Genomic DNA, 23,690 nt, shown 5'->3' with positions numbered 1-23,690 from the left:
GGCCTCTGTGACTTTGGTAACCGAACGTGGTGGCATGAAACGACTTGGACTTCGGATCGCAGCTCTGCTGATCCTCGCAACCGTGGCGCTCGGCGTCTTCCCTTCGACCCCCGTGCTTGCGCAGGACACCGCCAGTCCGGACGCCGAAGCCACCTCTGACCCCGTGCGCAGCAATCTGGATCTGCTGCTGGACGTGATCGAGGATGATGCCAGCCGCGCCGCGCTGATCGAGGATCTGCGCGCCGCGCAGCAGGAGGTGGCCGCCCCCGTCGATGAACAGATCGTCGAGACGCTGGCCCCCGAAGGCATGGCGCTGCCCGAAGAAATGTCCTTTGGCCGCCGCATCGCGCTGATCACGCAGGAGGTGGCGCAGGATGTGGCAGGCGCGCTGGAAGGCGCATGGGCGCAGCTTGTGCGCGCGCCGCAGGTGTTTGACGGGCTGAGCGGATCCGAAGCCGGGGTGCTGCTTGGCGCCCTGCAGGAACTGGCGCTGGTGATCGTGGTCACGTTTGCGGTGTTCCTGCTGCTGCGCCGTCTGGGCAAGGGCATCTATGCGCGCATGGGCGCCACCGCGCGCGACAGCGGCTGGCTGCGCACGCTGTTCCTGTTTGTCGCCTCCGGGCTGATCGACATCCTGATCGTCGCTGTTTCCTGGGCGGTGGGCTATCTGCTGGCCACGCTGGTACTGGGCAATTTCGGCCAGATCGGCATCCGCCAGACGCTTTACCTCAACGCCTTCCTGATCGTGGAACTGGCCAAGGTGGCGGTGCGGCTGGTGCTGTCGCCCTCTGCGCACAACCTGCGGCCTCTGCCGGTCTCGGACACGGCGGCGCGCTATCTGGCGCGGCGGCTCAATCTGATGGTGGGGCTGGTGGGCTATGGCCAGCTTCTGGTGGTGCCGATCATCAACGCGCAGGCCTCTGCCGCGGCGGGGCGCGCGGTGTCGGCGCTGATCGCGGTGCTGGTCGTGGGTCTGGCCATCTGGCTGGTGCTGCGCAACCGGCGCCCCGTGGCCGACTGGCTGGAACGCGGCGGCCAGCCGCCCGAGCATCACGCCGAGGAACAGCGTCTGGTGCGCGAGGCCGAGGCCGGGGCGATGCCGGCCTCCGCCGCCCCCGAGGAATTCCCCATGGGCGCGCCGGAGCCCGCGCGCAAGAAGCGCGGCCCGCTGCATTTCCTTGCCCGGCACTGGCACTGGCCCGCGCTGCTTTATCTGCTGGTGATGCTGGTGCTGGTGCTGGTGCAGCCCGCTGACGCCGCCTTCCGCTCGCTGCTGAATTCCGGTCAGGTGCTGGTGGTGGCGCTGCTGGGGATCACGCTGTCGGGGGTGCTGTCGCGCGTCGTGGTGCGCGGGGTGCAGCTGCCCGACACCGTCAACGCGCGGCTGCCGCTGCTGGAAAAGCGGCTCAACACCTTCGTGCCGAAGCTGCTGGTGGTGCTGCGCTTTGCCATCTTCGTGCTGGTGGTGGTCTTTGCGCTGAACGCGATCAGCCTGATCGACCTGCGCGCGTGGATGGCCAGCCAGATCGGCGTGCAGCTGACCAGCACGATCTTTTCGGTGGCGGCGGTGCTGCTGGTGGCCTTCGTGGTCTGGGTGGCCATGACCTCGTGGGTGGATTACCGGCTGAACCCGGAATTCGGGTCGGTCGCCACGGCGCGGGAACGCACGCTGCTGACGCTGCTGCGCAATGCCGCCACTATCGCGCTCGTCATCATCACCCTGATGTTCGTGCTGTCCGAGGTGGGGCTCGACATCGCGCCGCTGCTGGCCTCGGCGGGGGTTCTGGGTCTGGCCATCGGTTTTGGTGCGCAGAAGCTGGTGCAGGACATCATCACCGGCATCTTCATCCAGTTCGAGAATGCGATGAACGTGGGCGATGTGGTCACGGTGGGCGGCACCACCGGCGTGGTGGAACGGCTGACCATCCGGTCGGTCAGCCTGCGCGATCTCAGCGGGGCGTTTCATGTCATCCCGTTCTCCTCGGTCGACATGGTCACCAATTTCGTGCGCGAATTCGGCTATTTCGTCTGCGACATGGGCGTGGCCTATCGCGAGAACATCGACGAGGTGAAGCTGGCCATGCTCGACGCGTTCGAGGAACTGCGCAGTGATCCGGAGCAGGCCAAGTCGATCATGGGCGATCTGGAATGGTTCGGCATCAATGCCTTTGGGGACAGCGCCGTGGTGGTGCGGGCACGGATCAAATGCGTGCCGGGTGCGCAATGGGGGGTGGGCCGGGCCTATAACGGCGTGCTCAAGCGGGTGTTCGATGACCGCAACATCGAAATCCCCTTCCCGCATCAGACCATCTATCTGGGCGAGGCGAAGGACGGCACCACCCAGCCGTTCCGCATCCGCAGCGAAGGCGCGGGCGAAAGCTGAGGCAGGGCGCGGCCCCGTCTTCGGGCGGGGCCGGTCAGCCGTTCCAGACCACGCGGCCCAGCCCTGTCACGTCATAGCCGCCAAGGCTTGTCGCGCGGTCATGGAAGGCGGGGCTGCGGCAGAACTCCAGCAGGATCTGCAGCGGAGGGTCGAACACCGCCTTGCGGTCGCAGAGCAGATCAAAGCTTTCCTCGACCAGCGGCACGAAGGGCAGGCCTGCCGCGCGCGCGGCACAGTCGAGCCCCAGCGCGGCATCCGCCTCGCCACGGCGGACACATTGCACGGCCTCGTCCTCGGTCCGTTCGGGGGCGGTGAAGCTGAGCGCGGCGGGGTCGAGCCCTTCCTGCCGGATCAGCTGCTGCAGCAGCCGCTGCGAGCCGGATCCTTCCTGCCGGGCCACGATCCGCAGGCCCGCGAGATCAGCCAGCCGCTGCGGTGCGGGTCCGTCGGGGCGCAGCACCAGCCCGCGCCTGCGCGTCGCAAAGCGCAAAAGCACCGCGTCCTGCCCGCCACAGATGTCCTGCGCGGCGGCGCGGTTCCAGCCGCCGGAGGGGTCCGGAAGGTGCAGGCCGGTCGCCACGCCTTCGCGCGCGCAGAACTGGCGAAGCCCCTGTTCGGATCCGTCGAAATAGGTGGCAAGCCCGCAGCGGGACTGCCGGATCGCCCAGTCCAGCAGCGGATCATGGCTGCCCAGAAACACCCGGGGCCGGTCGGGCTGGGTGGGCAGGCCGCCCGACTGCGCACGGGCGATCCAGTCGCGGATCTCGGCGGCCGGAAACAGAAGCTTGCCGGTGGCGCGCGAACAGGGCAGCGCGCCCGAGGCGGCAAGGTCATAGACCTTGCGCTCTTTCAGGCGCAGCAGATCCGCCAGTTCCCGGACGGTGAGATAGTCATGCGGTGGGATCGGGGCTGCGGTCATGGGTCTGTCTTGCGCAAGGGGATGCGGCGGGGCGCCGCCCCCGCAGGGCTATCAGGACTGCGGGGCATTGGGGAAGAAAAGCTGCTGGCCGTCGATGGTATAGGCGGCGATCGCGGCCTGACCTTCGGCAGAAACCAGCCAGTCGGCGAACTCCTGCGCCGCCTCGATCCGCGCAGAGGGGCAATGGTCCGGGTTCACCGGGATCACCCCATACTGGTTGAACAGCGCGGCGTCGCCTTCGACGGTGATGGTATAATCCTGCTTGTTGTCAAAGCTGATCCATGTGGCGCGGTCGGTCAGCACATAGGCGCCCATGCCGATCCCAGCATTCAGCGTGGCCCCCATGCCGGATCCGGTTTCGCGATACCACTCACCCGAAGCCGGGGCCGGATCGATCCCCGCCGCCTGCCACAGCGCCTGTTCCTTCTGATGGGTGCCGGACTGATCCCCGCGCGAGGCAAAGAGCGCGCCCGCCTTGGCGATCCGCGCCAGCGCTGCCCCGGCATCGGTCATGCCCGCAACGCCCGCCGGGTCCGCCTTTGGCCCCACCACGACAAAATCGTTATACATCAGGTCATTGCGCTGCGTTCCGTATCCTTTGGCAACAAACTCCTCCTCCGCGGGCCTGGCATGGACCAGCAGCACATCGGCATCGCAGTTCCGCGCGTTCTGGATCGCCTGACCGGTGCCCACGGCGACCACATTGACCCGGATGTCCGATTTTTCCGTAAATATCGGCAGCAGATGGTCATAAAGCCCCGAATTGGCGGTGGAGGTGGTGGACTGCACCAGAATGGACCGGTCCTGTGCCATGGCGCCACTGCTCAGACACAGGATGAAGAAAGCGGTAAGACCTTTTGAAATCATGAAGTAATTCCTATCTGTGGCAGGTCAGACGACGATCTTGCCGTGCAGGTAATCCTGCGCCGCCGCGCTGGCGGGGGTGGGGAAGAATTCGGCGGCGCGGCTGTGTTCGGCGACGCGCCCGCGATGCAGGAATACCACGTCATCGGCCATGCGCCGTGCCTGCCCGATGTCATGGGTGACAAAGATGATGCGGGTGCCCCGGTCGCGCGCGGCGGCCACGATGCGTTCGATCACCAGCACCGAGGCGGGATCAAGGCTGGCGGTGGGTTCGTCCAGCAGCAGCACCTCGGGGTCGGTCAGCAGGGCGCGGGCCAGCGCCAGCCGCTGCGCCTCGCCGCCCGACAGCTGCCGCGCGGGCTGCCGCGCCTTGTGCGCCAGCCCCACCTCCTGCAGCAGCTGGTCGCGGCGGGCAGGATCCACCCCGCGCGCCCGCACCACAAAATCCATGTTGGCGACGACGCTGCGGCGCAGCAGCACCGGTTTCTGGAACACCAGCGCCTGCCGCACCGTCGCCTGACCCGGGGGGCTGCCATTCCACGACAGGCTGCCCGCATCCGGCGCCATCAGCCCGTGCAGCAGCTTCAGCAGCAGGCTTTTGCCCGCGCCATTGGGGCCCATCACCACGGTGCAGCCGCAGGCGCCAAGCCGCAGATCCAGCCCGTCCAGCACCGGCACGCCGTCATAGGCCAGCCGCAGGCCGCGCACCTCCAAAGGCAGCAGCGGGCGCAGCGCGGGGTGGGCTTCCTCGGCCTGCATGCGGAAGGCGGTCAGGTCAGACATGCAGCGGCCTTTGCGCCACGGGGCGCAGCGCCTGCACCGCGCCATTGATGACCAGCGCCAGCCCCAGCAGCACAAGCCCCAGCGCCAGCGCCAGCGGCAGATCGCCCTTGGAGGTTTCGAGCGCGATGGCCGTGGTCATCACCCGCGTCAGATGGTCGATATTGCCGCCCACGATCATCACCGCGCCCACCTCGGCCACGGCGCGGCCAAAACCCGCGAGCCCCACGGTCAGCAGCGCATGGCGCCCGTCCCACAAGAGCGCGCCCATCACCTGCGCGGGCCGCAGGCAGAGCGAGCGGAACTGTTCGGCATATTCGCCATGCAGATCCTCCAGCACCTGCCGCGACAGCGCCGCGATGATCGGCGTGATCAGGATGGTCTGCGCGATCACCATGGCGGTGGGGGTGTAAAGCAGCCCCAGAAACCCCAGCGGCCCCGAGCGCGACAGATGCAGATAGACCAGCAGGCCGACAACCACGGGCGGCAGGCCCATCAGCGCGTTCATCACGATCAGCAGCAGGTTGCGGCCCCGGAACCGCGCGATGGCGACCAGCGCCCCCAGCGGCAGGCCAAGGGCACAGGCGACCAGCGTGGCGCCAAGGCTGACCTGCAGCGACAGGCCGACGATCTGGTAAAGATCGGAACCCCCGGTCAGGATCAGCGCCAGCGCCAGCGAAAAGGCCTCTGAGACAGTGTGCAAGATTTCCCCTTTCCGGAAATTATGCGGTAAGGCGGGGCGGGCGCGCGGCCGGGATCATCCAGCAATCGGGCGTAAATGATCTTAAGTCAAGCATCTGAGCGAGAAGGTTCAGCCCGAATGCGGGGCGGTCTGCGCAGTCAACTGCAAAATTTCCCGAAAGGGGGGCCGGGGCAGAACCGGCCTGCGGGATTTCTTGTGCCGAATGCTCGGGCCAGCCATGGACGGGGCCTGCGGCAGCGCTATCATCTGCGCCGCCCATCCAGCCACGTTGTCGCAGCCGAGGAGGACCATCATGGCGTCATTCGAACTCAACGGTCGGGAGGTGACGGTCGATCTGCCCGACGACACCCCGCTGCTCTGGGTGCTGCGCGACGATCTGCGCCTGACCGGCACCAAATTCGGCTGCGGCGTGGCGCAATGCGGCGCCTGCACGGTGATGCTGAACGGCATGACGCGGCGGTCCTGCGTCACGCCGCTGTCCATGGTCGAAGGCGGTTTCGTCACCACGATCGAGGGCATGGAAGGCCCGGAATATGACGCGGTGCAGGCGGCATGGGGGGCGCTTGACGTGCCGCAATGCGGCTGGTGCCAGTCCGGTCAGGTGATGAGCGCCACCGCCCTGCTGCTGGAGGTGCGTCAGCCCAGCGATGCCGATATCGACAATGCCATGGCGGGCAATATCTGCCGCTGCGCCACCTATGTCCGCATCCGCAAGGCGATCCATGACGCCGCCGACCAGCTGGAGGGGTAGATCATGACCCGTTCCCTGTCCCGCCGCGCCTTTCTGGGCTCCTCCGCCGGGCTTGTCATCGGCCTGACCCTGCCGCTGGCCGCCCGCGCGCAGTCGGGTGCTGCCGCTGCGCTGCAGTCGGGGGCCACCGGCAGCGCGGGCTTTGCGCCCAATGCTTTCATCCGGGTCGCCCCCGACGACACCGTGACCGTGCTCATCAAGCATATCGAATTCGGGCAGGGGCCGTTCACCGGCCTTGCCACGCTGGTCGCCGAAGAGATGGATGCCGACTGGAGCCAGATGCGGGCCGAACATGCCCCCGCCAATGACGAGCTTTACAAGAACCTCGCCTTCGGGATGCAGGGCACGGGCGGCTCCACCGCCATGGCCAATTCCTATATGCAGATGCGCAAGGCGGGCGCTGCGGCGCGCGCGCTGCTGGTCGCCGCCGCCGCCCAAGAATGGGGCGTGCCCGAGGCCGAGATCACCGTGTCCAAGGGCCGGATCAGCCATGGCGCGCGCTCTTCGGGGTTCGGGGCGCTGGCGGAGCGGGCGGCGGGGCTGACCCCGCCCGAGGATCCGCCCGTCAAATCCGCGGACCAGTTCACCATGATCGGCACCGACCTGCCAAAGCTCGACACCGCCGCCAAATCCAATGGTACGGCGCAGTTCACCATGGATCTCTACCTTGAGGGGATGCAGACCGTGGTGGTGGCCCATCCGCGCAAATTCGGCGCCACGGTCGCGGGGTTTGATGACAGCGCGGCGGTGCAGGTGCCGGGCGTCGTGGCGGTGCGGCAGATCCCGCAGGGGGTTGCGGTCTATGCCACCTCCACCCATGCGGCGCTGAAGGGGCGCGCGGCGCTGTCCGTCGACTGGGACGAGAGCGGCGCCGAAACCCGCTCCACCGAGCAGATGTTCGAAGAGTTCTCCCAAGCCGCTGCCGAAGGCGGGCAGGAGGCGGAACTGGCCGGGCGCGGGGCCTCCGGCATCGACGGCGCGGCGCGGGTGATCGAGGCGGAGTTCCGCTTTCCCTATCTTGCCCATGCGCCGATGGAGCCGCTTGATGGCGTGATCGAGCTGCGCGAGGACGGGGCCGAGGTCTGGATGGGCTCGCAGTTTCCCGCGCTCGACAAGCCGACGCTGGTGCAGGGGCTGGGTGTTGCGCCCGAGAAGCTGCAGCTGAACGTGATGCTGGCGGGCGGCAGCTTCGGGCGGCGCGCGCAGGACACCGCGCATTTTGCCGCCGAACTGGCCGAGGTGGCGAAGGCTGCGGGCGGCCCCGGCGCCTTCAAGCTGGTCTGGACGCGCGAGGATGACCTGCAGGGCGGCTATTACCGCCCGCTGACCGTGCACCGGATGCGCGCCGGGCTGGACGTGGAGGGCGCGCTGACCGGCTGGGACAATGTCGTGGTCAATCAGTCGATCATGGCGGGGGGCCCCATGGCGCAGATGATGCAGGATGGGCTTGATCCCACTGCCTATGAAGGCTCCACCCGGATGCCCTATGCGCTCTCTGATCTGCGCGTGGGCTGGGCGGCGCAGGAAAGCCCGGTGCCGGTGCTGTGGTGGCGCTCGGTCGGGCATACCCATACCGGCTATGCCACCGAGGTGTTCCTTGACATGGTGCTGGAGGCGCAGGGCAAGGATCCGGTGCAGGGGCGGCTCGATCTGTTGCGCGCCGATGCGGCCCGCGACCGCGCCGTGCTGGAAAAGGTGGCGCAGATGGCGGGCTGGGATGGCACCAAGCTGCGCGAGGGGCGGGCCTATGGCGTGGCGCTGCATGAAAGCTTCAACACCTATGTGGCACAGATTGCCGAGGTGTCGGACGAGGGCGGGATGCCCCGCGTGCACCGGGTCTGGTGCGCGGTGGATTGCGGCGTGGCGGTGAACCCCGACGTGATCCGCGCGCAGATGGAGGGCGGGATCGGCTTCGGGCTGGGCTCGGTCCTTTATGACGAGATCACGCTGGCCGAAGGCGGCGCCGTGGAGCAGGCCAATTTCGACACCTATCGCATGCTGCGCATCCACGAGATGCCGGAGGTGATGGTGGAAATCCTGAAATCCGATGCCGATCCCACCGGGGTGGGCGAGCCGGGCGTGCCGCCGATCGGGCCCGCCGTCGCCAATGCGTGGCGCGCGCTGACCGGGCGCAATGTCACCCGTCTTCCCTTTGCCAGAGCGCTGGAGGCCTGAGCCATGACCAAGACCTTCTTGCTGGCGGCGCTGATCTGCGCCGCCCCCGCCCTTGGCCTTGCCGAGACCGTGAACGGGCTGCGCACCGTCGACGAGTTCGACAGCATCGACAGCGAAAGCGACCGCTCGGTCGCGCTGTTTCAGGAGATGCTGGTGGTCATCGAACATCCGCGCTGCCTGAACTGCCACCCGGTCGACAACTCGCCGCGTCAGGGCATGGACATGCAGATGCACCAGCCGCCGGTGGTGCGGGGCGATGCCGATTTTGGTGCGCCGGGGATGCGCTGCATCACCTGCCACAGCGACGAGAACGTGACCTACAGCACCGGCGAAGGGTCGATCCCCGGCCATAGCCCATGGCAGCTTGCCCCCATCAGCATGGGCTGGATCGGCAAGAGCGCCGCCGAGATCTGCGCGCAGCTCAAGGATCCGGAGCGCAATGGCGGCAAGACGCTGGCCGATCTGCACGAGCACAATGCCGAAGATGGTCTGGTGGGCTGGGGCTGGCATCCGGGCGAAGGGCGCGAGCCCGCGCCGGGCAGTCAGGAGATCTTTGGCCAGCTGACTCAGGCCTGGATCGACACCGGCGCTGCCTGTCCCCAAAGCTGACCGGTGGCGGTGGCGGGCTGCTGCGCGACGGGTGACCCCACCGCCGCGCTTGACAGGGCGCGCAGAATGCCGGAACCGTTGTGTAACTGTATGGTTACATCACGGGAGGCAGTTCCATGTCCAGCATCACACTGCGCGTCATCGCATCCGACACGGCGGCGGCGCTGATTGCCACAGCCCTGCGCCATGCCGCCGACAGCGGCTGGCAGGTGGCGGCGGCGGTGGTCGATCCGTCGGGCCAGCTGGTCGCGTTTCGCCGGATGGACCGGGCCATCGCTCCGGCGGGGGATTTCGCCTGTGACAAGGCATGGACGGCGGCGACGCTGGGCAAATCCTCGCGCGTCTGGGGCGCGCGGGTGCTGGCCAGCGACACGCTGCGCGCGGGCCATGGCAACCGGCCCCGGCTAATGACTTGGGGCGGCGGGGTCGCGGTGTTCGAGGATGGCATCTGCATCGGCGGGCTCGGGGTCTCCGGCGCGCAGGAGGACGAAGACATCCTCTGTGCCGAAACCGCGATCCGCGCGCAGGGGCTGACGCCGGGCTGATCCGGCTCAGGGGGTGATGCAGACCAGCCGCAGCACCGTGTCGATGTTGAACTGCAGGCGCTCGTCCAGCGCCTCCGGCGCGGTCAGATCACGCTCGAAGACGATGGAGCCGGTAAAGCGGTTGGTCAGGTAGTAATAGCCGATGGCCGCAATGGTGATGTTGAGCTGCACGGGGTCGATACCGGGCCGGAACACGCCTTCGGCCACGCCCCGGTCCAAAAGCCCGCCGACCATGGTGACGAACTTGCGGCTTACCACCTCGATCACCTTGGAATGTTTCAGGTGGCGCGCCTTGTGCAGGTTGGCGCTGTTGACCAGCGTGATGAATTCCGGGTTCTTCAGGTAATACTGCCATGTGAAGCGCACCAGCTTTTCCAGCGCCTCGCGCGGGGGCAGATGGTCCAGTTCCAGCTTCTGTTCGGCGGTCCGGATGTCCACATAGGCCTCTTCCAGCACCGCCTGAAACAGGTCGTCCTTGTTGCCGAAATAGTGGTAGATCATCCGCTTGTTCGCCTTGGCGCGGTCGGCGATCTCGTCCACGCGCGCCCCGGCAAGGCCGTTCTTTGCGAACTCCACCTTCGCGGCGGACAGGATCCGGCCCTTTGTCGCTTCCGCGTCGCGCTGCTTGGGGGCTTCCTTGGCGGCCATTCGTTTCCTCGGTTGGACAGACATGTTGCCCGCAGTGATAGCCGGGTTTTGGGCACAAGGTCAAAGGCTGGTTACTTGCGGCGTGGAGCGGGCCTGTCCCGCAACCGGCAAAAAGACTTGACGAACTCGAAATCAATGAAGTAACCAGATGGTGCATTAGCGGTCCGGAGCACCGGCCAGCCCTGCAGGAGACAGGGTCGGCCCGGCAGCAGGATCAGAGCCGTCCGCTGGCGCGACGGCAGCTTTCTAGGGAGGAGCACATGAGTTTCATCAAGGACTATATCGCGCGTGAAACCCTCAACCGGCGGAACTTCCTGTTCGCGTCGGCGGCGGGGCTGGGTGGCGTGGCGGCGGGCGGTCTGTTCGGCCCCGGCATGGCCCGGGCGGCGCTGACCGATCCCACCATCGCGTGGGGTTACCGCAACCGCACCAACCCCTACTGGAACGAGATCGTCTCCGGCGGGGAAAGCTTCGTGCAGAGCCTTGGCCTGCCGCGGGACGCGCTGACCCATCTCATCAACGAGGGGTCTTCGGAAAAAAGCCTGTCGGACGTGAAGGCGCTGCTGGCCAAGACGGGCGGCAATCTGGCGCTGGCCATCGATGCCAATGACGCGCCGAACTGCCGCCCCGTGGTCGAGGCGGTGGCGGAGGCCGGGGCCTATGTGGCGACGATCTGGAACAAGACCGACGACCTGCATCCGTGGGATTTTGGCGACAACTATGTCAGCCACATGAGCTGGTCGGATGTGAAACCCGCCGAGGACACCGCGCGCATCCTGCTGGATGCGATGGGGGGCAAGGGCGGCGTCGTGCATCTGGGCGGCATCGCCTCCAACAGCCCCGCGATCCAGCGGCGGCAGGGGCTGGAGAACGCGCTGAAGGATTACCCGGATGTGGAGCTTCTGGCGGCAGAGCCCGCCGACTGGGACACGCAGAAGGCCAATCAGGTCATGTCCGCCTTCCTGACCCGCTTCGGGGACGAGATCACCGGCGTGCACTGCGCCAATGACACCATCGCTTATGGCGTGCTTGAGGCGCTGCGGGCCGAGGGCATCGAGGACATGCCCATCGTGTCCTATGACGGCAATCCGCAGGCGGTGCAGTTGGTGGCCGAGAAGAAGATCCTCGCCACGGTCTTCACCAATCCCTACTGGGGCGGCGGCATCTCGGCGGCGCTGGCCTATTACGCCGCCACCGGGGCCTTCAAGCCTTCGGAGGAGCCGAACGAGCATCGCGAGTTCTACGGCCCGACCATCCTTGTCACCCCGGAGGACGCGCTGGAGTTCAAGGCGACCTATCTCGACTCCGCGCCCGACTATGACTGGACCGATTACTGGGGGCCCAGCAACGGGCCGATCCGCTACTGACGGACAGATCTGCCCCGGCCGACGGTTCTGTCGGCCGGGGCCACCGCCCCCACCGCCCCCTCAGATCACTGACATTGCCCGGAGGATCCCGTGACCGGCTTCCCGAACCGTGAGGTCCTGCTTAGGTGGGCCCCGCTGATCGTCCTTCTTATCCTGATGCTGTTCTTCACCGCGCTGGAGCCCCGCTTCTTCTCGGTCCGGAACTTTGCCCGCATCGCGATTTCCGCAGCCCCCGCGCTGATGGTGGCGGTCGGCGTGACCTTCATCATCCTGATGGGCTCCATCGACCTGTCCATGGAGGGGGCGGTGTCGGTCTGTGCTGTGTCCTTCGCCTTCGTCTTCCTGTGGCTCGGCGGTAGCCTTGGGGGCTGGGGCTGGCTGGCGCTGCCGCTGACGCTGGTGGCGGGGGCTGTGCTGGGGCTGGTCAACGGGCTGGTCCATGTCCGGCTCCGGATCCCGTCTTTCATGGCCTCGCTGGCGCTTGGCTTCGTGGGCACGGGGCTTGCCATGCTGATGACCGGCGGCGACCGCATCCGTATCGAGGATCCGGCCTTTCGCGCGCTGCTGACCACGCGCTGGCTCGATTTTCCGGTGATGATCTATGTGGCGGGGCTGTTCCTGCTGCTGGGCTGGTTCATCCAGTCGCGCACTACGCTGGGCCGCAACCTTTACGCCGTGGGCGGCGGCGAGGATCTGGCGCATGGCTCGGGGCTGAATGTCGCCCGGGTGCGGATCATGGGCTTCATGCTGGCGGGTGTGTTCTACGCGGTGGGGGCGCTGATGGCCGTGGCCCGGATCGGGATTGCCGAAACCGCCACCGGCAACGGGTTCATGTTCACCTCCATCACGGCAGTGGTGGTTGGCGGCACCGCGCTTTGGGGCGGCACGGGCGGCGTGTGGAACACGCTGGTCGGGGTGCTGATCGTCAGCGTTATCGGCAACGGCATGGTGGTGATCGGCCTGCCCGGCTACCTGCAGGACGGCATCCTTGGCCTGCTGGTCATCATCGCGGTCGTGCTGTCCACCGACCGCCGCTCCGTCAGCATCGTGAAGTGAAAGGGCGCCCAAGATGTATGAACTGACCAAGGTCGACAAGGTCTTTCCCGGCGTCCACGCGCTGAAGGCGGTGGATTTCCGGATCGAGCGCGGCGAGATCGTGGGGCTTGTCGGCGAAAACGGCGCGGGCAAATCCACGCTGATGAAGGTGATCTACGGCGCCTATCAGGCCGATGGCGGCACCGTCGCCATCGATGGCAAGCCGGTGCGGTTCCAGTCTCCGCGACAGGCGATGGACCACGGCATAGGCATGGTGTTTCAGGAGCAGTCGCTCATCACCAACCTGACGGTGATGGAAAACATCTTTCTGGGTTACGAGCGGCAGTTCGTCCGCTTCGGCGTGATCGACTGGACCGCCATGGCCCGCGCGGCCCGGCAGCAGCTGGCCAAGGTCAAGCTGGACATCGATCCGGCCACGGTGACCGCCAAGCTGTCTTTCGCGCAGCGGCAGCTGGTGGAACTCGCCAAGGTGCTGACGCTGGAAGAGCGGGTGGAGGGGGATCTGGTGATCCTGCTTGACGAGCCGACCAGCGTGCTGTCCCGCACCGAGGTGGAGCTGCTGTTCTCGCTGGTGCGGGAGCTGACCTCGCGCGCCTCGTTCATCTTCGTCTCGCACCGCATGGACGAGGTGCTGGAACTGTCGGACCGCGTCTATGTGATGAAAGATGGCGAGGTGGTGGACATGGTCCCCCGCGCCGAGGCCCGGGTCGATGCCATCCAGCGCAAGATGGTCGGGCGGGACATCGACAAGCAGTATTACCGCGAGCAGAAACAGCAGCCCTATGATCCGGACAGGGTGCTGGTCAGCCTTGACCGCGTCAGCCTGCCGGGCCGCTACAGCGACATTTCCTTTGATCTGCACGCGGGCGAGGTGCTGTGCCTTGTCGGCACCGAAGGCGCGGGACGCGAGGCCATCCTGCGCACCGTGTTCGGGCTGGAAAAGCCGGACTCGGGCACGGTGCGGATCAAGGGCCAGGCGCGGCGCGATTTTGGCGCCCGCGCGGCGGTCGAGGCGGGGGTGGGCTATGTCCCGCGCGAGCGCAAGATCGAGGGCATCGTGGGCGGCATGAACGTCTATGAAAACATGACGCTCAGCCAGATGGGGCGCTATTCCACCGCAGGGATCCTGCATCTTGGCAAGGAAAGGGCGCTGGCGCGGGACTGGATCCGGCGGCTTGGCATCAAGACCCCCGATGTTTTCAAGGATTGCGGCGGGCTGTCGGGCGGCAACCAGCAGAAGGTGGTTCTTGCCAAATGGCGTTCCGGCGGGTCGGACATCATCCTGCTCGACCATCCGACGCGCGGGCTCGACATCGGCGCCAAGGAAGATGTCTACGACATGGTGCGCGAGATGTGCGCCGATGGCGCGGGCATCCTGCTGGTGGCCGACACGCTGGAGGAAGCGATCGGCCTTTCGCACACGATCCTCGTTCTGAAGGACGGAGAGGCGCGGCATCTGTTCCGCGGCGCGCCGGGCAGCAAGCCCTCGCTCTTCGACCTCGTGCATCACATGACCTGAGGCAGACAGATGACCCTCCACCAACTCAAACCGCATTTCCCATGGATCACCCTGCTGGCGCTGGTGGCGGTCGTGGGCGTGGCGCATCCGAATTTCCTGCTGCCCGCGAACCTGATCTCCATGGTTGCGGACATCATGCCGCTGTTCATCATGGCGCTGGGGATGACCTTTGCCATCTATATCGGCGGGATCGACCTGTCGTCGCAGTCGGTGGCCAACATGACCACCGTGCTGGCGACCATCGCGCTGCCGGGGCTGGGGCTGGGCGCCGCGCTGGTCTGCATTCTGGCGGGGCTGACGATGGGGGCGGTCTCCGGCTTTGTCACCACCCGGCTGCTGGTGCCCTCGTTTGTCTCCACGCTTGCGGTGGGGGGCATCGCCTATTCGGTGGCGCAGTATCTGTCGGGGCAGCGGGCGCTCTATATGGATGTGACCCTGCGCGACGCCTCCTTCGGCTGGATGATCGGGTCCAGCTTCGGCATCCCGCACGAGATCGTGGTGGGGGCCGCGCTGCTGGCGCTGACATGGTTCCTGCAAAGCCGCACGGTCTTTGGCCGCGCGCTGAAGGCGGTGGGAGCGGGCGAGCCCGCCGCCGCCGCCTCCGGCCTGCCGGTGCGCCGGATCAAGGTGCTGGCCTTCGCGCTGTCGGGGATGCTGGCCGCCATCGCGGGGCTGCTGTTTTCGGCCAAGCTGTCCGGCGGGTCGCCGACGCTGGCCAATGGTTTCCTGCTGCCCGCCATCGTCGCGGTGCTGGTCGGGGGCACGCCGCTGACCGGCGGGGTGGGCGGCGTGATCAACACCCTGATCGGCACGCTGATCGTGGCGGTGATCCGCTCGTCCATGCTTTATTTCGAGGTGGATGCCACCATGCAGCAGATGGTCTTCGGCATCATCCTGATTGTCGCCATCGCCGCCACCATCGACCGCAGCAAGATGCGGATCGTGAAATGAGGGGCGGGGCATGACCAAGACCATGCAGGCCGCCGTCCTGACCGCGCCGGGCCGCTTCACGCTGCAGACCCGCCCGGTTCCCGTTCCCGGCCCCGGCGAGGCGCTGATCCGGGTGACCCGCGTCGGGATCTGCGGCACCGATCTGCACATCTTCCACGGGCGCTACGCGGCGGACAGCCTGCCCATGGTGCCGGGGCACGAACTGGCCGGGCGCATCGCCGCACTGGGGCCGGGGGTCACCGGGCTGGAAGTGGGCGCCAAGGCGGTGGTCGACATGAACATCGGCTGTGGCCATTGCTACTGGTGCCGCCGCAACGAAATCCTCAACTGTCCCCAGATGCGCCAGATCGGCATCACTGCGGACGGCGCCTTTGCCGAATATCTGCTGGTGCCCGCCCGGCTGGTGCTGCCCGCGCCAGAGCGGGTGCCCGATGCGGTTCTGGCCCTGACCGAGCCCGTGGCCTGTGTGGTGCGCGCCGCGCGCAAGGCGCAGGTGGGTCTGGGCCAGTCGGCGCTGGTGATCGGCGCGGGCCCGGTGGGCAACCTGCATGTGCAGCTTCTGCGACTGCTGGGCGTGGCGCCGATCCTTGTCAGCGACCTGTCGCCCGACCGGGTGGCCATGGCGGTGGCTGTCGGCGCGGACCGGGGCATCAGCGATCCCGCCCTGCTGCGCGCGGCGGTGCAGGAGGCGACCGAAGGGCGCGGCGTCGATCTGGTGATCGAAAGCGTCGGGCATCCGGCGCTTTATGCCGAGGCGCTGACGCTGATGCGGCGCGGCGGGCATCTTGCGGCCTTCGGGCTGACCGGACCGGACGCGGTGCTGCCGCTGGGTATCCTTGACACCATCCTGCATGAAACCTCGGTCAAGGGGTCGGTGGCGGGCATGGGGCAGGACATGCATGACGCGCTGACCCTGCTCTGCCATGGCCGGTTCGACACCTCCGCCTTCACCCGCGCCGCCTATCCGCTGGAGCAGATCCAGCAGGCCTTTGACAGCAGTCCCGACCGGCCCGCCGATCTGAAGACACAGATCGTGATGGCCTGAGCCGGTCCCAAAGAACGGAGACATCCGATGACGCAAGCCCTGACCCCCCTCTCTCTGCCGACCGTGCCGCGCGAGTTCGGCTTTTTTGTCGATGGCAAGGTGGTGCCTGCGGGCACGCGGGATCTGTCGGAACGCCGCTCGCCCGCGCATGACGTGCCGGTGACCCGCATTCCGAAATGCACCACAGCGGATCTGGATACCGCCGTGGCCGCCGCGCGCCGCGCGTTCGAGGACCGGCGCTGGTCGGGGCTGGACGGGGCCGCGCGCGGGGCGGTGCTGCTGCGCGCCGCCGCGCTGATCCGCGCCCGGGCCGAGGAGATCGCCTATTTCGAGACGCTGGAGAACGGCAAGCCCATTGCACAGGCGCGCGGCGAGGTGATGGGCTGTGCCGACATGTTCGACTATGCCAGCGGGCTGGCGCGCAGCCTGCATGGCGACAGCTTCAACAATCTGGGCGACGGGCTATTCGGCCTTGTCACGCGCGAACCGGTGGGGGTGGTGGGGCTTATCACGCCGTGGAATTTCCCCTTCCTGATCCTGTGCGAACGCGTGCCCTATATCCTTGCCTCCGGCTGCACGCTGGTGGTCAAGCCCTCCGAGGTCACCAGCGCCACCACGCTGCTGCTGGCCGAGATCCTGACCGAGGCGGGGCTGCCGGATGGCTGCATGAACGTGGTCACAGGGCCGGGCAGCAGCATCGGGCAGGCGCTGATCGAGCATATGGATGTGGACATGCTGTCCTTCACCGGATCGACCGCCGTCGGGCGGCGCTGCGTCGAGGCGGCGGGGCGGAGCAATTTCAAGAAGCTGGGGCTGGAGCTGGGCGGCAAGAACCCGCAGATCGTGTTCGCCGACGCCGATCTTGACGATGCGGCGGACGGGGTGGCCTTTGGCATCGCCTTCAATGCCGGGCAGTGCTGCGTGTCCGGGTCGCGGCTGATCGTGGAGCGGTCGGTGGCCGAAGCCTTTGCGCAGCGGGTGCAGGCCAAGCTGGCCAGGCTGCGCATCGGCGATCCGCTGGACGAGACGACGCAGGTGGGCGCGATCACCACGGCGGCGCAGCATGACATCATCCTTGGCTATATCCAGAGCGGTCAGAAGGAAGGCGCGCGGCTGATCTGTGGCGGCGAGGTGCTGGATACCGGCGAGGGGCGGTTCATCACCCCCGCCGTATTCACCGACGTGACCCGCGACATGGCGATCGCCCGCGACGAGGTATTTGGCCCGGTGCTGGTCATCCTGCCCTTTGACACGCTCGACGAGGCCATCGAGATCGCCAATGATACCGTCTACGGGCTGGCGGCCAGCGTCTGGAGCAAGAACATCGACACGGCGCTGACCGTCACCCGGCGGGTGCGCGCGGGCCGGTTCTGGGTCAACACCACGCTTGCGGGCGGGCCGGAACTGCCGCTGGGGGGCTTCAGGCAGTCGGGCTGGGGCCGGGAGGCCGGGGTCTACGGGGTTGAAGAATACACGCAGATCAAGTCCGTTCACGTCGAGATCGGGAAACGCACGCATTGGGGGGAGTGAACCTTGCGGGAGGGATATGACTACATCATTGTCGGAGGAGGGGCTGCGGGCTGCGTGCTGGCCACACGGCTGAGCGAGGATCCTTCGGCAAAGGTGCTGCTGCTGGAGGCGGGCGGGCGCGACCGTCATCCGCTGATCCACATGCCGGTGGGCTTCGCCAAGATGACCTCCGGCCCCTATACATGGGGGCTTGTCACCACGCCGCAGATCCATGCCGACAACCGCAGCCTGCCCTATGTGCAGGGGCGGGTGCTGGGGGGTGGCAGTTCGATCAATGCCGAGGTGTTCACGCGCGGCGTGCCCGCCGATTTCGACCGCTGGGCCTTCGAGGAGGGCTGCGAGGGCTGGTCCTTTGCCGAGATCCAGAAATATTTCCTGCGCGCCGAAGGAAATGGCAGCTTTTCCGGCGCGTGGCACGGCACCGATGGGCCACTTGGCGTGTCCGACCTGCCCACGCCGCAGCCCACCACCCGCGCCTTTGTCCGCGCCTGTCAGGAACTGGGCCTGCCCTACAATCCGGATTTCAACGGCGCGACGCAGGAGGGCGCGGGGATCTATCAGACCACGACCCGAAACGGGCGGCGCTGTTCCACGGCGGTGGGTTATCTGCGGCCCGCGCTGGGGCGGGCGAACCTGACGGTGGAGACCGGCTGCCTCGTGCATCGCGTGGTGATCGAGAAGGGCCGCGCCACCGGGGTGGAGTATGACCGCAAGGGCGCCCGGATCGTGGCGCGCGCGACGCAGGAGGTGATCCTTGCGGCTGGGGCCATCGGATCGCCGAAGCTCATGCTGCTTTCGGGGCTTGGTCCTGCCGCGCATCTGCGCGAGACGGGGGTCGCGGTCGTGCAGGATCTGCCCGGCGTGGGCGAGAACCTGCAGGATCATTTCGGCATCGACATCGTGGCGGAGCTGACCGGGCATGACAGTCTGGACAAATACAACAGGCCGCACTGGATGGTCTGGGCGGGGCTGCAATACCTGCTGTTCGGCAGCGGGCCTGTCACCTCCAACGTGGTGGAGGGGGGCGCCTTCTGGTATGCCGACCGCAGCGCGCCCATGCCTGACCTGCAGTTCCATTTCCTTGCCGGGGCCGGGGCAGAGGCCGGGGTGCCGAGCGTGCCGAAAGGCAGCTCTGGCGTGACGCTGAACAGCTACACGCTGCGGCCCAAGTCGCGGGGCAGCGTGCGGCTGCGGTCGGGGACTGCGGCGGATCAGCCGCTGGTGGATCCGAATTTCCTTGGCGATCCGGACGATCTGCGCGTCTCGGTCGAAGGCGTGAAGATCAGCCGCGAGATCTTTGCCCAGCCGAGCCTCAGCAAGATCCTGCGCGCGGTGCATTTTCCGGATGCCTCGGTGCAGAGCCAGGCCGATTACGAGGCCTATGCGCGGCGGTATGGCCGGACCTCCTATCACCCGACCTGCACCTGCAAGATGGGCAGCGACGAGATGGCGGTGGTCGATCCGCAGCTTCGGGTGCGCGGGGTGGCGGGGCTGCGCATCTGCGACAGTTCGGTGATGCCCAGCCTTGTGGGCAGCAACACCAACGCCGCAACCATCATGATCGCGGAAAAGGCGGCGGACATGATCCGCGGCAACCGCTGACCTTCGGCGGCAAAGACCCATGCATTGACAGGGGGGCAGGCCGCGCGCCTGCCCCCCGTTTGCGTGGCGTCAGTCGAATTCCGGCGCATAGGGCACAAGATCGCGGCTGACGACCCGGTGGCCGGTGGCGGTCATCGCGCCGATCCGCGCCATGTCGACCGAGGACAGGGTAAAATCCATCACGTCGAAATTTGCGGCGATGTTTTCGGGTTTGGTGGACATGGTGTTGATGGACACGCCCGTCTGCAGGATCCAGCGCAGCACGACCTGTGCCGCGCTTTTGCCATAAGCCGCGCCGATCTCGGCAAAGATGGCGTGCCTGAACACCTCGCCGCGCGCCACCGAGCAGTAGGAGGCCAGCGGGATCCCCGTGTCCCGCGCGGCCTCCAGCAGGCGGCTCTGGTCCAGCAGCGGGTGGAATTCGACCTGATTGGTCACGATGGGGCAGGACATCCGCTGCCGTGCCTCGCGCATCATCGCGGCGGTGAAATTCGACAGGCCCACATGCCGGGTCAGCCCGCGCGCGCGCGCCTGTTCCAGCAGATCCAGCGATGGCGCAAGATCGCCATCGGGCGCGGGCCAGTGCAGCAGCAGCACGTCCACCGCATCAACCTGCAGATCCCGCAGGCTCTGTTCCACCGAGGGCAGGAACCGGTCCGCGCCAAAATTCGCGATATCCACCTTGGTGGTCAGGCAGAATTCGTCGCGCGCGAGGCCGGTCTGCGCGAGGGCGGCACCGGTCTCGGCCTCGTTGCCATACATCTGTGCGGTGTCAAAGGCGCGGTAGCCGGTCTCTGCGGCCGCAAGAATCGCCTGCCGCAGCGGCTCTGCGCGCAGCGGGTAGGTGCCGAAGCCGCGCTGGTAGGTCTTCTGGAAATAGATGGTCATCTCTGGTCCTCCTTGCCAAATAATGTAACCATACAGTTACTTATATTTAACGCAAGAAAAGACACTTGCAGCCCTGCGGCCTTCGCGCCATAGTCACAAATAACCAGTTAGTTACATGAAGTGCGAAAGAGGGGGGAGGCCAGATGTCCAAGGTCAAGACGGCGGAGGAGGCCGTCCGGCTCGTCAAGGATTCTGACGTTGTGGCGGTCAATTCGTCGAGCGGGCTGTGCTGCCCCGATGCGGTTCTGTCCGCGCTTGGCGCGCGGTTTGCGCGCGAGGGCGCGCCGCGCGATCTGACCACGGTGCACCCCATCGCCGCCGGGGACATGTTCGGCACCAAGGGCGTGGACCATCTGGCCCAGCCCGGCATGATCGCCTGCATCATCGGCGGATCCTACCCATCGGGGCCCAGCAGTGCCGAGCCGCCGCTGATCTGGCAGCGCATCCTTGCCAATGACCTGCGCGCCTACAACCTGCCCTCGGGCGTGATCTTCGACATGCTGCGCGAAGGTGCCGCCCGGCGTCCGGGCGTGCTGACCAAGATCGGCATGCAGACCTTTGTAGACCCGGATCTGGAAGGCGGTGCGATGAACGATGCCGCCCGCGCCGCGCCCATCGTGCAGCGCCGCCATTTCGAGGGCGAGGACTGGCTGTATTTCCGACCCATCGCGCCCGATGTCGCGATCATCCGGGCCAGCACCGCCGACGAGCGCGGCAATCTCAGCTTCGAGCAGGAGGGCGCCTATCTTGGTGCCATGGAACTGGCGCTGGCCGCGCGCAACAGCGGCGGCATCGTCATCGCGCAGGTGCGCCGCGTCGCGATGAACGGCTCGCTGCGGCCCCATGACGTGCGGGTGCCGGGCATTCTTGTCGATGTGGTGGTCGAGGCCCCGGAGCAGTTGCAGACCACGGCCACCCCCTATGATCCGGCGATTTCCGGAGAGCTGATCCGCCCGCTTGACAGCTTCAGCCTGCCGGAATTCGGCGTGGGCAAGGTCATCGCGCGCCGCGTCGCGCAGGAGCTGCAGGCGGGATGGGCGGTGAATATCGGCTTCGGGATTTCCGCCAATGTGCCGCGCATTCTGGTCGAGGAGGGCCAGCACGGCGCCGTCACATGGATGATCGAACAGGGCGCGGTGGGCGGGGTGCCGCTGCTGGATTTCAAATTCGGCTGTGCCGCCAATGCCGAGGCCTTTGTCGCCTCCCCGCATCAGTTCGCCTATTTTCAGGCGGGCGGCTTCGACGCTTCGCTGCTGTCGTTTCTGGAAGTCGGCCGTGACGGGTCGGTCAATGTCTCTCGGCTGTCGGCGGTGCCGCACCGGACAGCGGGCGCGGGCGGGTTCGTCGACATTACGTCTCGGGCGAAACGCATTGTTTTTTCGGGAAATTTCAACGCCGGGGCCAAGATGCGCATCACCGATGGCCGGCTGGTGATCGACCGCGAGGGCCGGATTCCGAAATTTGTCGATGCGGTGGATCAGGTGTCCTTTTCCGGCAGCCGCGCTTCGGATCAGGGCCAGCAGGTGACCTATGTGACCGAACGCTGCGTGATCTGTCTGCGCGGCGGGCGGCTGGTGGTGACAGAGCTTGCGCCGGGGCTGGATCTGCAGCGCGACGTGCTGGATCAGTGCAGCGGCGCGCTGGAGGTGGCGGCGGATCTGCGGCCCATGGATGCGCGGCTGTTCCGCCCCGGCCCGATGGGGCTGTCGCTGACCCCGGCGGGCGCATGAACGGGGCGCTGTCGCTCAGCGTGGCGGACCGGGTGGGTGTGCTGCGGCTGACCCGGGAGGCGCGGCGCAACGCGCTGGATGCCGCGATGGTGGACGAGCTTGCAGCCCTCTGCCGCGAGATCGAACGGCGCGACGATCTGGACGTGCTGCTGCTGACCGGCAGCGGGCGGGCCTTCTGCGCGGGCGGAGATATCGACGCCTGGAGCGGAGAGAGCGCGCAGGATTTCGGGCGGCACTGGATCCGCGACGGGCATAGCGCCTTTGACGCGCTGGCCCGGCTGCGCCAGCCGGTGATCGCGGTGCTGAACGGCCCCGCGCTGGGGGGCGGGCTGGAGCTTGCGGCCTGCGCCGATTACCGCATTGCCGAAGCGCATGTGAAGATCGGGCTGCCGGAAACCGGGCTGGGCATCATTCCGGGCTGGTCCGGCACGCAGCGCTGCACCCGGCGGTTCGGGGCGCAGACCGTGCGGCGCATGGCGCTGTTTGGCGAGGTGTTCACCGCCGAGGAAGCGCGGGCGCTGGGGCTGGTCGATGCCGTCGCCGCCACGGGCGGCGGGCTTGCGGCGGGGCAGGCGCTTGCGGCGCGGGTTCTGGCACGCGGCCCGCTTGCGACCGAGCTTGCCAAGATGCTGATCAATGCCGCCGAGGGCGAGGAAAACGGACGCGTGCTGGAGTCGCTGGCCGGGCGCATCGCCGCCGGGTCCGCCGAGCTTCAGGCCGGGCTGGCCGGGTTTCGCGGCAAACATCCACCGCGCTTCCGCGGCTGAGATCTGTCACAGGGAGGAAGGCCGATGATCCGGCACATGGTGTTTCTGCGGTTTCGCGACGAGGTGACAGAACGCGAAAAACACGCGCTTTATGAGCGGCTTGAAGGGCTTTCTTCACGTCTTGACGGGCTGGTGGCGTTTCAGAGCAGGCGCAATCTTTCGGTCGAGCTGCCCTTGGTGCGGGGCTTTCTGGACATGTTCTGGATCGACTTCGCCGACCGGGCGGCGCGCGACGCTTATCTGGTTGATGCAGAGCATCAGGCCATTGGCGCCGAGATCGTGGCGCGGCTGGATGGCGGCGCGGAGGGGGTGTTTGTCTGCGATCTGGAGATCTGACCGTGACGGAGACGCAGTTTCTGGCGGGGCTGTTTGACGCGGCGGTGGCTGCTGCCGATCCGGTGCAGGCGCTGCGGGCGCATCTGCCCGGGCGTCCGGAGGGGCGCACCGTGGTGATCGGCCTTGGCAAGGGGGCGGCGCAGCTGGCGCAGGCGTTTGAACAGCTCTGGGACGGCCCGCTGGAGGGCGTGGTGGTCACGCGCTACGGCTATGGCGCGCCCTGTGCCACGCTGCGGGTGATGGAGGCCGCGCATCCGGTGCCCGATGCGGCGGGGATGGCGGCGTCAGAGGCGCTGTTTGACGCGGTGCGGGGCCTGACCGAGCGTGATCTGGTGGTGGCGCTGGTCTGCGGCGGCGGCTCGGCGCTGCTGCCCGCCCCGCCCGACGGCCTGACGCTGACGGAGGAACAGGCGCTGAACCGGGCGCTGCTGGCCTCTGGCGCGCCGATCGGGGTGATGAACGCCATCCGCAAACATGCCAGCCGCATCAAGGGCGGCAGGCTGGCCGCCGCCTGCGCGCCCG

The 23,690-nt window shown here is 67.2% G+C and carries 22 protein-coding genes; 16 read left to right on the top strand and 6 right to left on the bottom strand.

Features of this window, described 5'->3' with window-relative positions; translation table 11 throughout:
- Positions 1 to 34 precede the first annotated feature (34 nt).
- On the top strand, positions 35 to 2,383 hold the full coding sequence (locus tag VK682_RS22355; protein WP_230795783.1) for a mechanosensitive ion channel domain-containing protein: 2,349 nt from the start codon (positions 35 to 37) through the stop codon (positions 2,381 to 2,383).
- A 34-nt stretch (positions 2,384 to 2,417) separates the two neighbouring features.
- Here VK682_RS22355 and VK682_RS22350 read toward each other — a convergent pair whose 3' ends face one another.
- The 4 genes from VK682_RS22350 to VK682_RS22335 form a co-directional block, all read right to left on the bottom strand.
- The gene (locus VK682_RS22350) at positions 2,418 to 3,302 is read right to left on the bottom strand and encodes a substrate-binding domain-containing protein (RefSeq protein ID WP_230795785.1); all 885 of its coding nucleotides are present in this window, start codon (positions 3,300 to 3,302) and stop codon (positions 2,418 to 2,420) included.
- A gap of 51 nt (positions 3,303 to 3,353) precedes the next feature.
- Positions 3,354 to 4,115, bottom strand: coding sequence for an ABC transporter substrate-binding protein (locus VK682_RS22345; protein ID WP_324782569.1), 762 nt, complete (start codon positions 4,113 to 4,115; stop codon positions 3,354 to 3,356).
- Between the two features lie 78 nt (positions 4,116 to 4,193).
- On the bottom strand, positions 4,194 to 4,949 hold the full coding sequence (locus tag VK682_RS22340; protein WP_230795789.1) for an ATP-binding cassette domain-containing protein: 756 nt from the start codon (positions 4,947 to 4,949) through the stop codon (positions 4,194 to 4,196).
- Positions 4,942 to 5,649, bottom strand: a complete 708-nt coding sequence (locus VK682_RS22335) for an ABC transporter permease (protein ID WP_230795790.1) — start codon at positions 5,647 to 5,649, stop codon at positions 4,942 to 4,944. Before VK682_RS22335 ends, VK682_RS22340 begins: the two co-directional genes overlap by 8 nt.
- A gap of 292 nt (positions 5,650 to 5,941) precedes the next feature.
- Here VK682_RS22335 and VK682_RS22330 point away from each other — a divergent pair, with 292 nt between their 5' ends.
- The 4 genes from VK682_RS22330 (at position 5,942) to VK682_RS22315 (ending at position 9,729) form a co-directional block, all read left to right on the top strand.
- Entirely contained in the window at positions 5,942 to 6,400 is a 459-nt protein-coding gene (locus VK682_RS22330) for a (2Fe-2S)-binding protein (RefSeq protein WP_089845619.1), read from the top strand.
- Between the two features lie 3 nt (positions 6,401 to 6,403).
- On the top strand, positions 6,404 to 8,575 hold the full coding sequence (locus VK682_RS22325; RefSeq protein WP_324782568.1) for a xanthine dehydrogenase family protein molybdopterin-binding subunit: 2,172 nt from the start codon (positions 6,404 to 6,406) through the stop codon (positions 8,573 to 8,575).
- Positions 8,576 to 8,578: 3 nt separating this feature from the next.
- Positions 8,579 to 9,184 carry an Isoquinoline 1-oxidoreductase subunit gene (locus VK682_RS22320; RefSeq protein WP_089845621.1) on the top strand — a complete coding sequence of 202 codons (606 nt, stop codon included), beginning with the start codon at positions 8,579 to 8,581 and terminating at the stop codon, positions 9,182 to 9,184.
- 116 nt (positions 9,185 to 9,300) lie between these two features.
- The gene (locus VK682_RS22315) at positions 9,301 to 9,729 is read left to right on the top strand and encodes a GlcG/HbpS family heme-binding protein (protein WP_230795793.1); all 429 of its coding nucleotides are present in this window, start codon (positions 9,301 to 9,303) and stop codon (positions 9,727 to 9,729) included.
- Positions 9,730 to 9,735: 6 nt separating this feature from the next.
- Here VK682_RS22315 and VK682_RS22310 read toward each other — a convergent pair whose 3' ends face one another.
- The gene (locus tag VK682_RS22310) at positions 9,736 to 10,377 is read right to left on the bottom strand and encodes a TetR/AcrR family transcriptional regulator (RefSeq protein WP_230795795.1); all 642 of its coding nucleotides are present in this window, start codon (positions 10,375 to 10,377) and stop codon (positions 9,736 to 9,738) included.
- A gap of 260 nt (positions 10,378 to 10,637) precedes the next feature.
- On the opposite strand from VK682_RS22310, the gene VK682_RS22305 reads away from it, so the two are divergent.
- The 7 genes from VK682_RS22305 to VK682_RS22275 all read left to right on the top strand — a co-directional run bounded on the left by VK682_RS22305 (position 10,638) and on the right by VK682_RS22275 (position 19,447).
- Positions 10,638 to 11,744: a sugar ABC transporter substrate-binding protein gene (locus tag VK682_RS22305; RefSeq protein WP_089845627.1), complete on the top strand. Its 1,107-nt coding sequence runs from the start codon at positions 10,638 to 10,640 to the stop codon at positions 11,742 to 11,744.
- A gap of 90 nt (positions 11,745 to 11,834) precedes the next feature.
- Entirely contained in the window at positions 11,835 to 12,800 is a 966-nt protein-coding gene (locus tag VK682_RS22300) for an ABC transporter permease (protein ID WP_089845629.1), read from the top strand.
- Between the two features lie 13 nt (positions 12,801 to 12,813).
- Positions 12,814 to 14,319, top strand: coding sequence for a sugar ABC transporter ATP-binding protein (locus VK682_RS22295; protein WP_230795798.1), 1,506 nt, complete (start codon positions 12,814 to 12,816; stop codon positions 14,317 to 14,319).
- Positions 14,320 to 14,328: 9 nt separating this feature from the next.
- Positions 14,329 to 15,270, top strand: coding sequence for an ABC transporter permease (locus VK682_RS22290; RefSeq protein ID WP_089845633.1), 942 nt, complete (start codon positions 14,329 to 14,331; stop codon positions 15,268 to 15,270).
- Between the two features lie 10 nt (positions 15,271 to 15,280).
- Positions 15,281 to 16,315, top strand: a complete 1,035-nt coding sequence (locus tag VK682_RS22285; protein ID WP_230795799.1) for a zinc-dependent alcohol dehydrogenase — start codon at positions 15,281 to 15,283, stop codon at positions 16,313 to 16,315.
- A gap of 27 nt (positions 16,316 to 16,342) precedes the next feature.
- Complete coding sequence (locus tag VK682_RS22280; protein WP_324782567.1) at positions 16,343 to 17,845, top strand: aldehyde dehydrogenase family protein; 1,503 nt, start codon at positions 16,343 to 16,345, stop codon at positions 17,843 to 17,845.
- Positions 17,846 to 17,848: 3 nt separating this feature from the next.
- Positions 17,849 to 19,447 (top strand): GMC family oxidoreductase, encoded by a 1,599-nt coding sequence (locus VK682_RS22275; RefSeq protein ID WP_089845636.1) that lies wholly within the window; start codon positions 17,849 to 17,851, stop codon positions 19,445 to 19,447.
- Between the two features lie 69 nt (positions 19,448 to 19,516).
- On the opposite strand, the gene VK682_RS22270 is transcribed toward VK682_RS22275, so the two are convergent.
- The gene (locus VK682_RS22270) at positions 19,517 to 20,335 is read right to left on the bottom strand and encodes an aldo/keto reductase (RefSeq protein ID WP_230795802.1); all 819 of its coding nucleotides are present in this window, start codon (positions 20,333 to 20,335) and stop codon (positions 19,517 to 19,519) included.
- A 143-nt stretch (positions 20,336 to 20,478) separates the two neighbouring features.
- On the opposite strand from VK682_RS22270, the gene VK682_RS22265 reads away from it, so the two are divergent.
- From VK682_RS22265 to VK682_RS22250, 4 genes are all read left to right on the top strand, one after another.
- Positions 20,479 to 22,065 carry an acyl CoA:acetate/3-ketoacid CoA transferase gene (locus VK682_RS22265; protein WP_324782566.1) on the top strand — a complete coding sequence of 529 codons (1,587 nt, stop codon included), beginning with the start codon at positions 20,479 to 20,481 and terminating at the stop codon, positions 22,063 to 22,065.
- Positions 22,062 to 22,832 (top strand): enoyl-CoA hydratase/isomerase family protein, encoded by a 771-nt coding sequence (locus VK682_RS22260; RefSeq protein WP_324782565.1) that lies wholly within the window; start codon positions 22,062 to 22,064, stop codon positions 22,830 to 22,832. Before VK682_RS22265 ends, VK682_RS22260 begins: the two co-directional genes overlap by 4 nt.
- A gap of 24 nt (positions 22,833 to 22,856) precedes the next feature.
- The gene (locus VK682_RS22255) at positions 22,857 to 23,168 is read left to right on the top strand and encodes a Dabb family protein (protein WP_324782564.1); all 312 of its coding nucleotides are present in this window, start codon (positions 22,857 to 22,859) and stop codon (positions 23,166 to 23,168) included.
- Positions 23,169 to 23,170: 2 nt separating this feature from the next.
- A partial coding sequence (locus VK682_RS22250; RefSeq protein WP_324782563.1) for a DUF4147 domain-containing protein occupies positions 23,171 to 23,690 on the top strand: 520 nt, incomplete at its 3' end.

The organism is Salipiger marinus, from assembly GCF_035481585.1.
Classification (GTDB): Bacteria; Pseudomonadota; Alphaproteobacteria; order Rhodobacterales; family Rhodobacteraceae; genus Salipiger; species Salipiger marinus.
The sequence above is the reverse complement of the archived record's forward strand: the minus strand, read 5'-3'. Positions and strand labels throughout refer to the sequence as shown.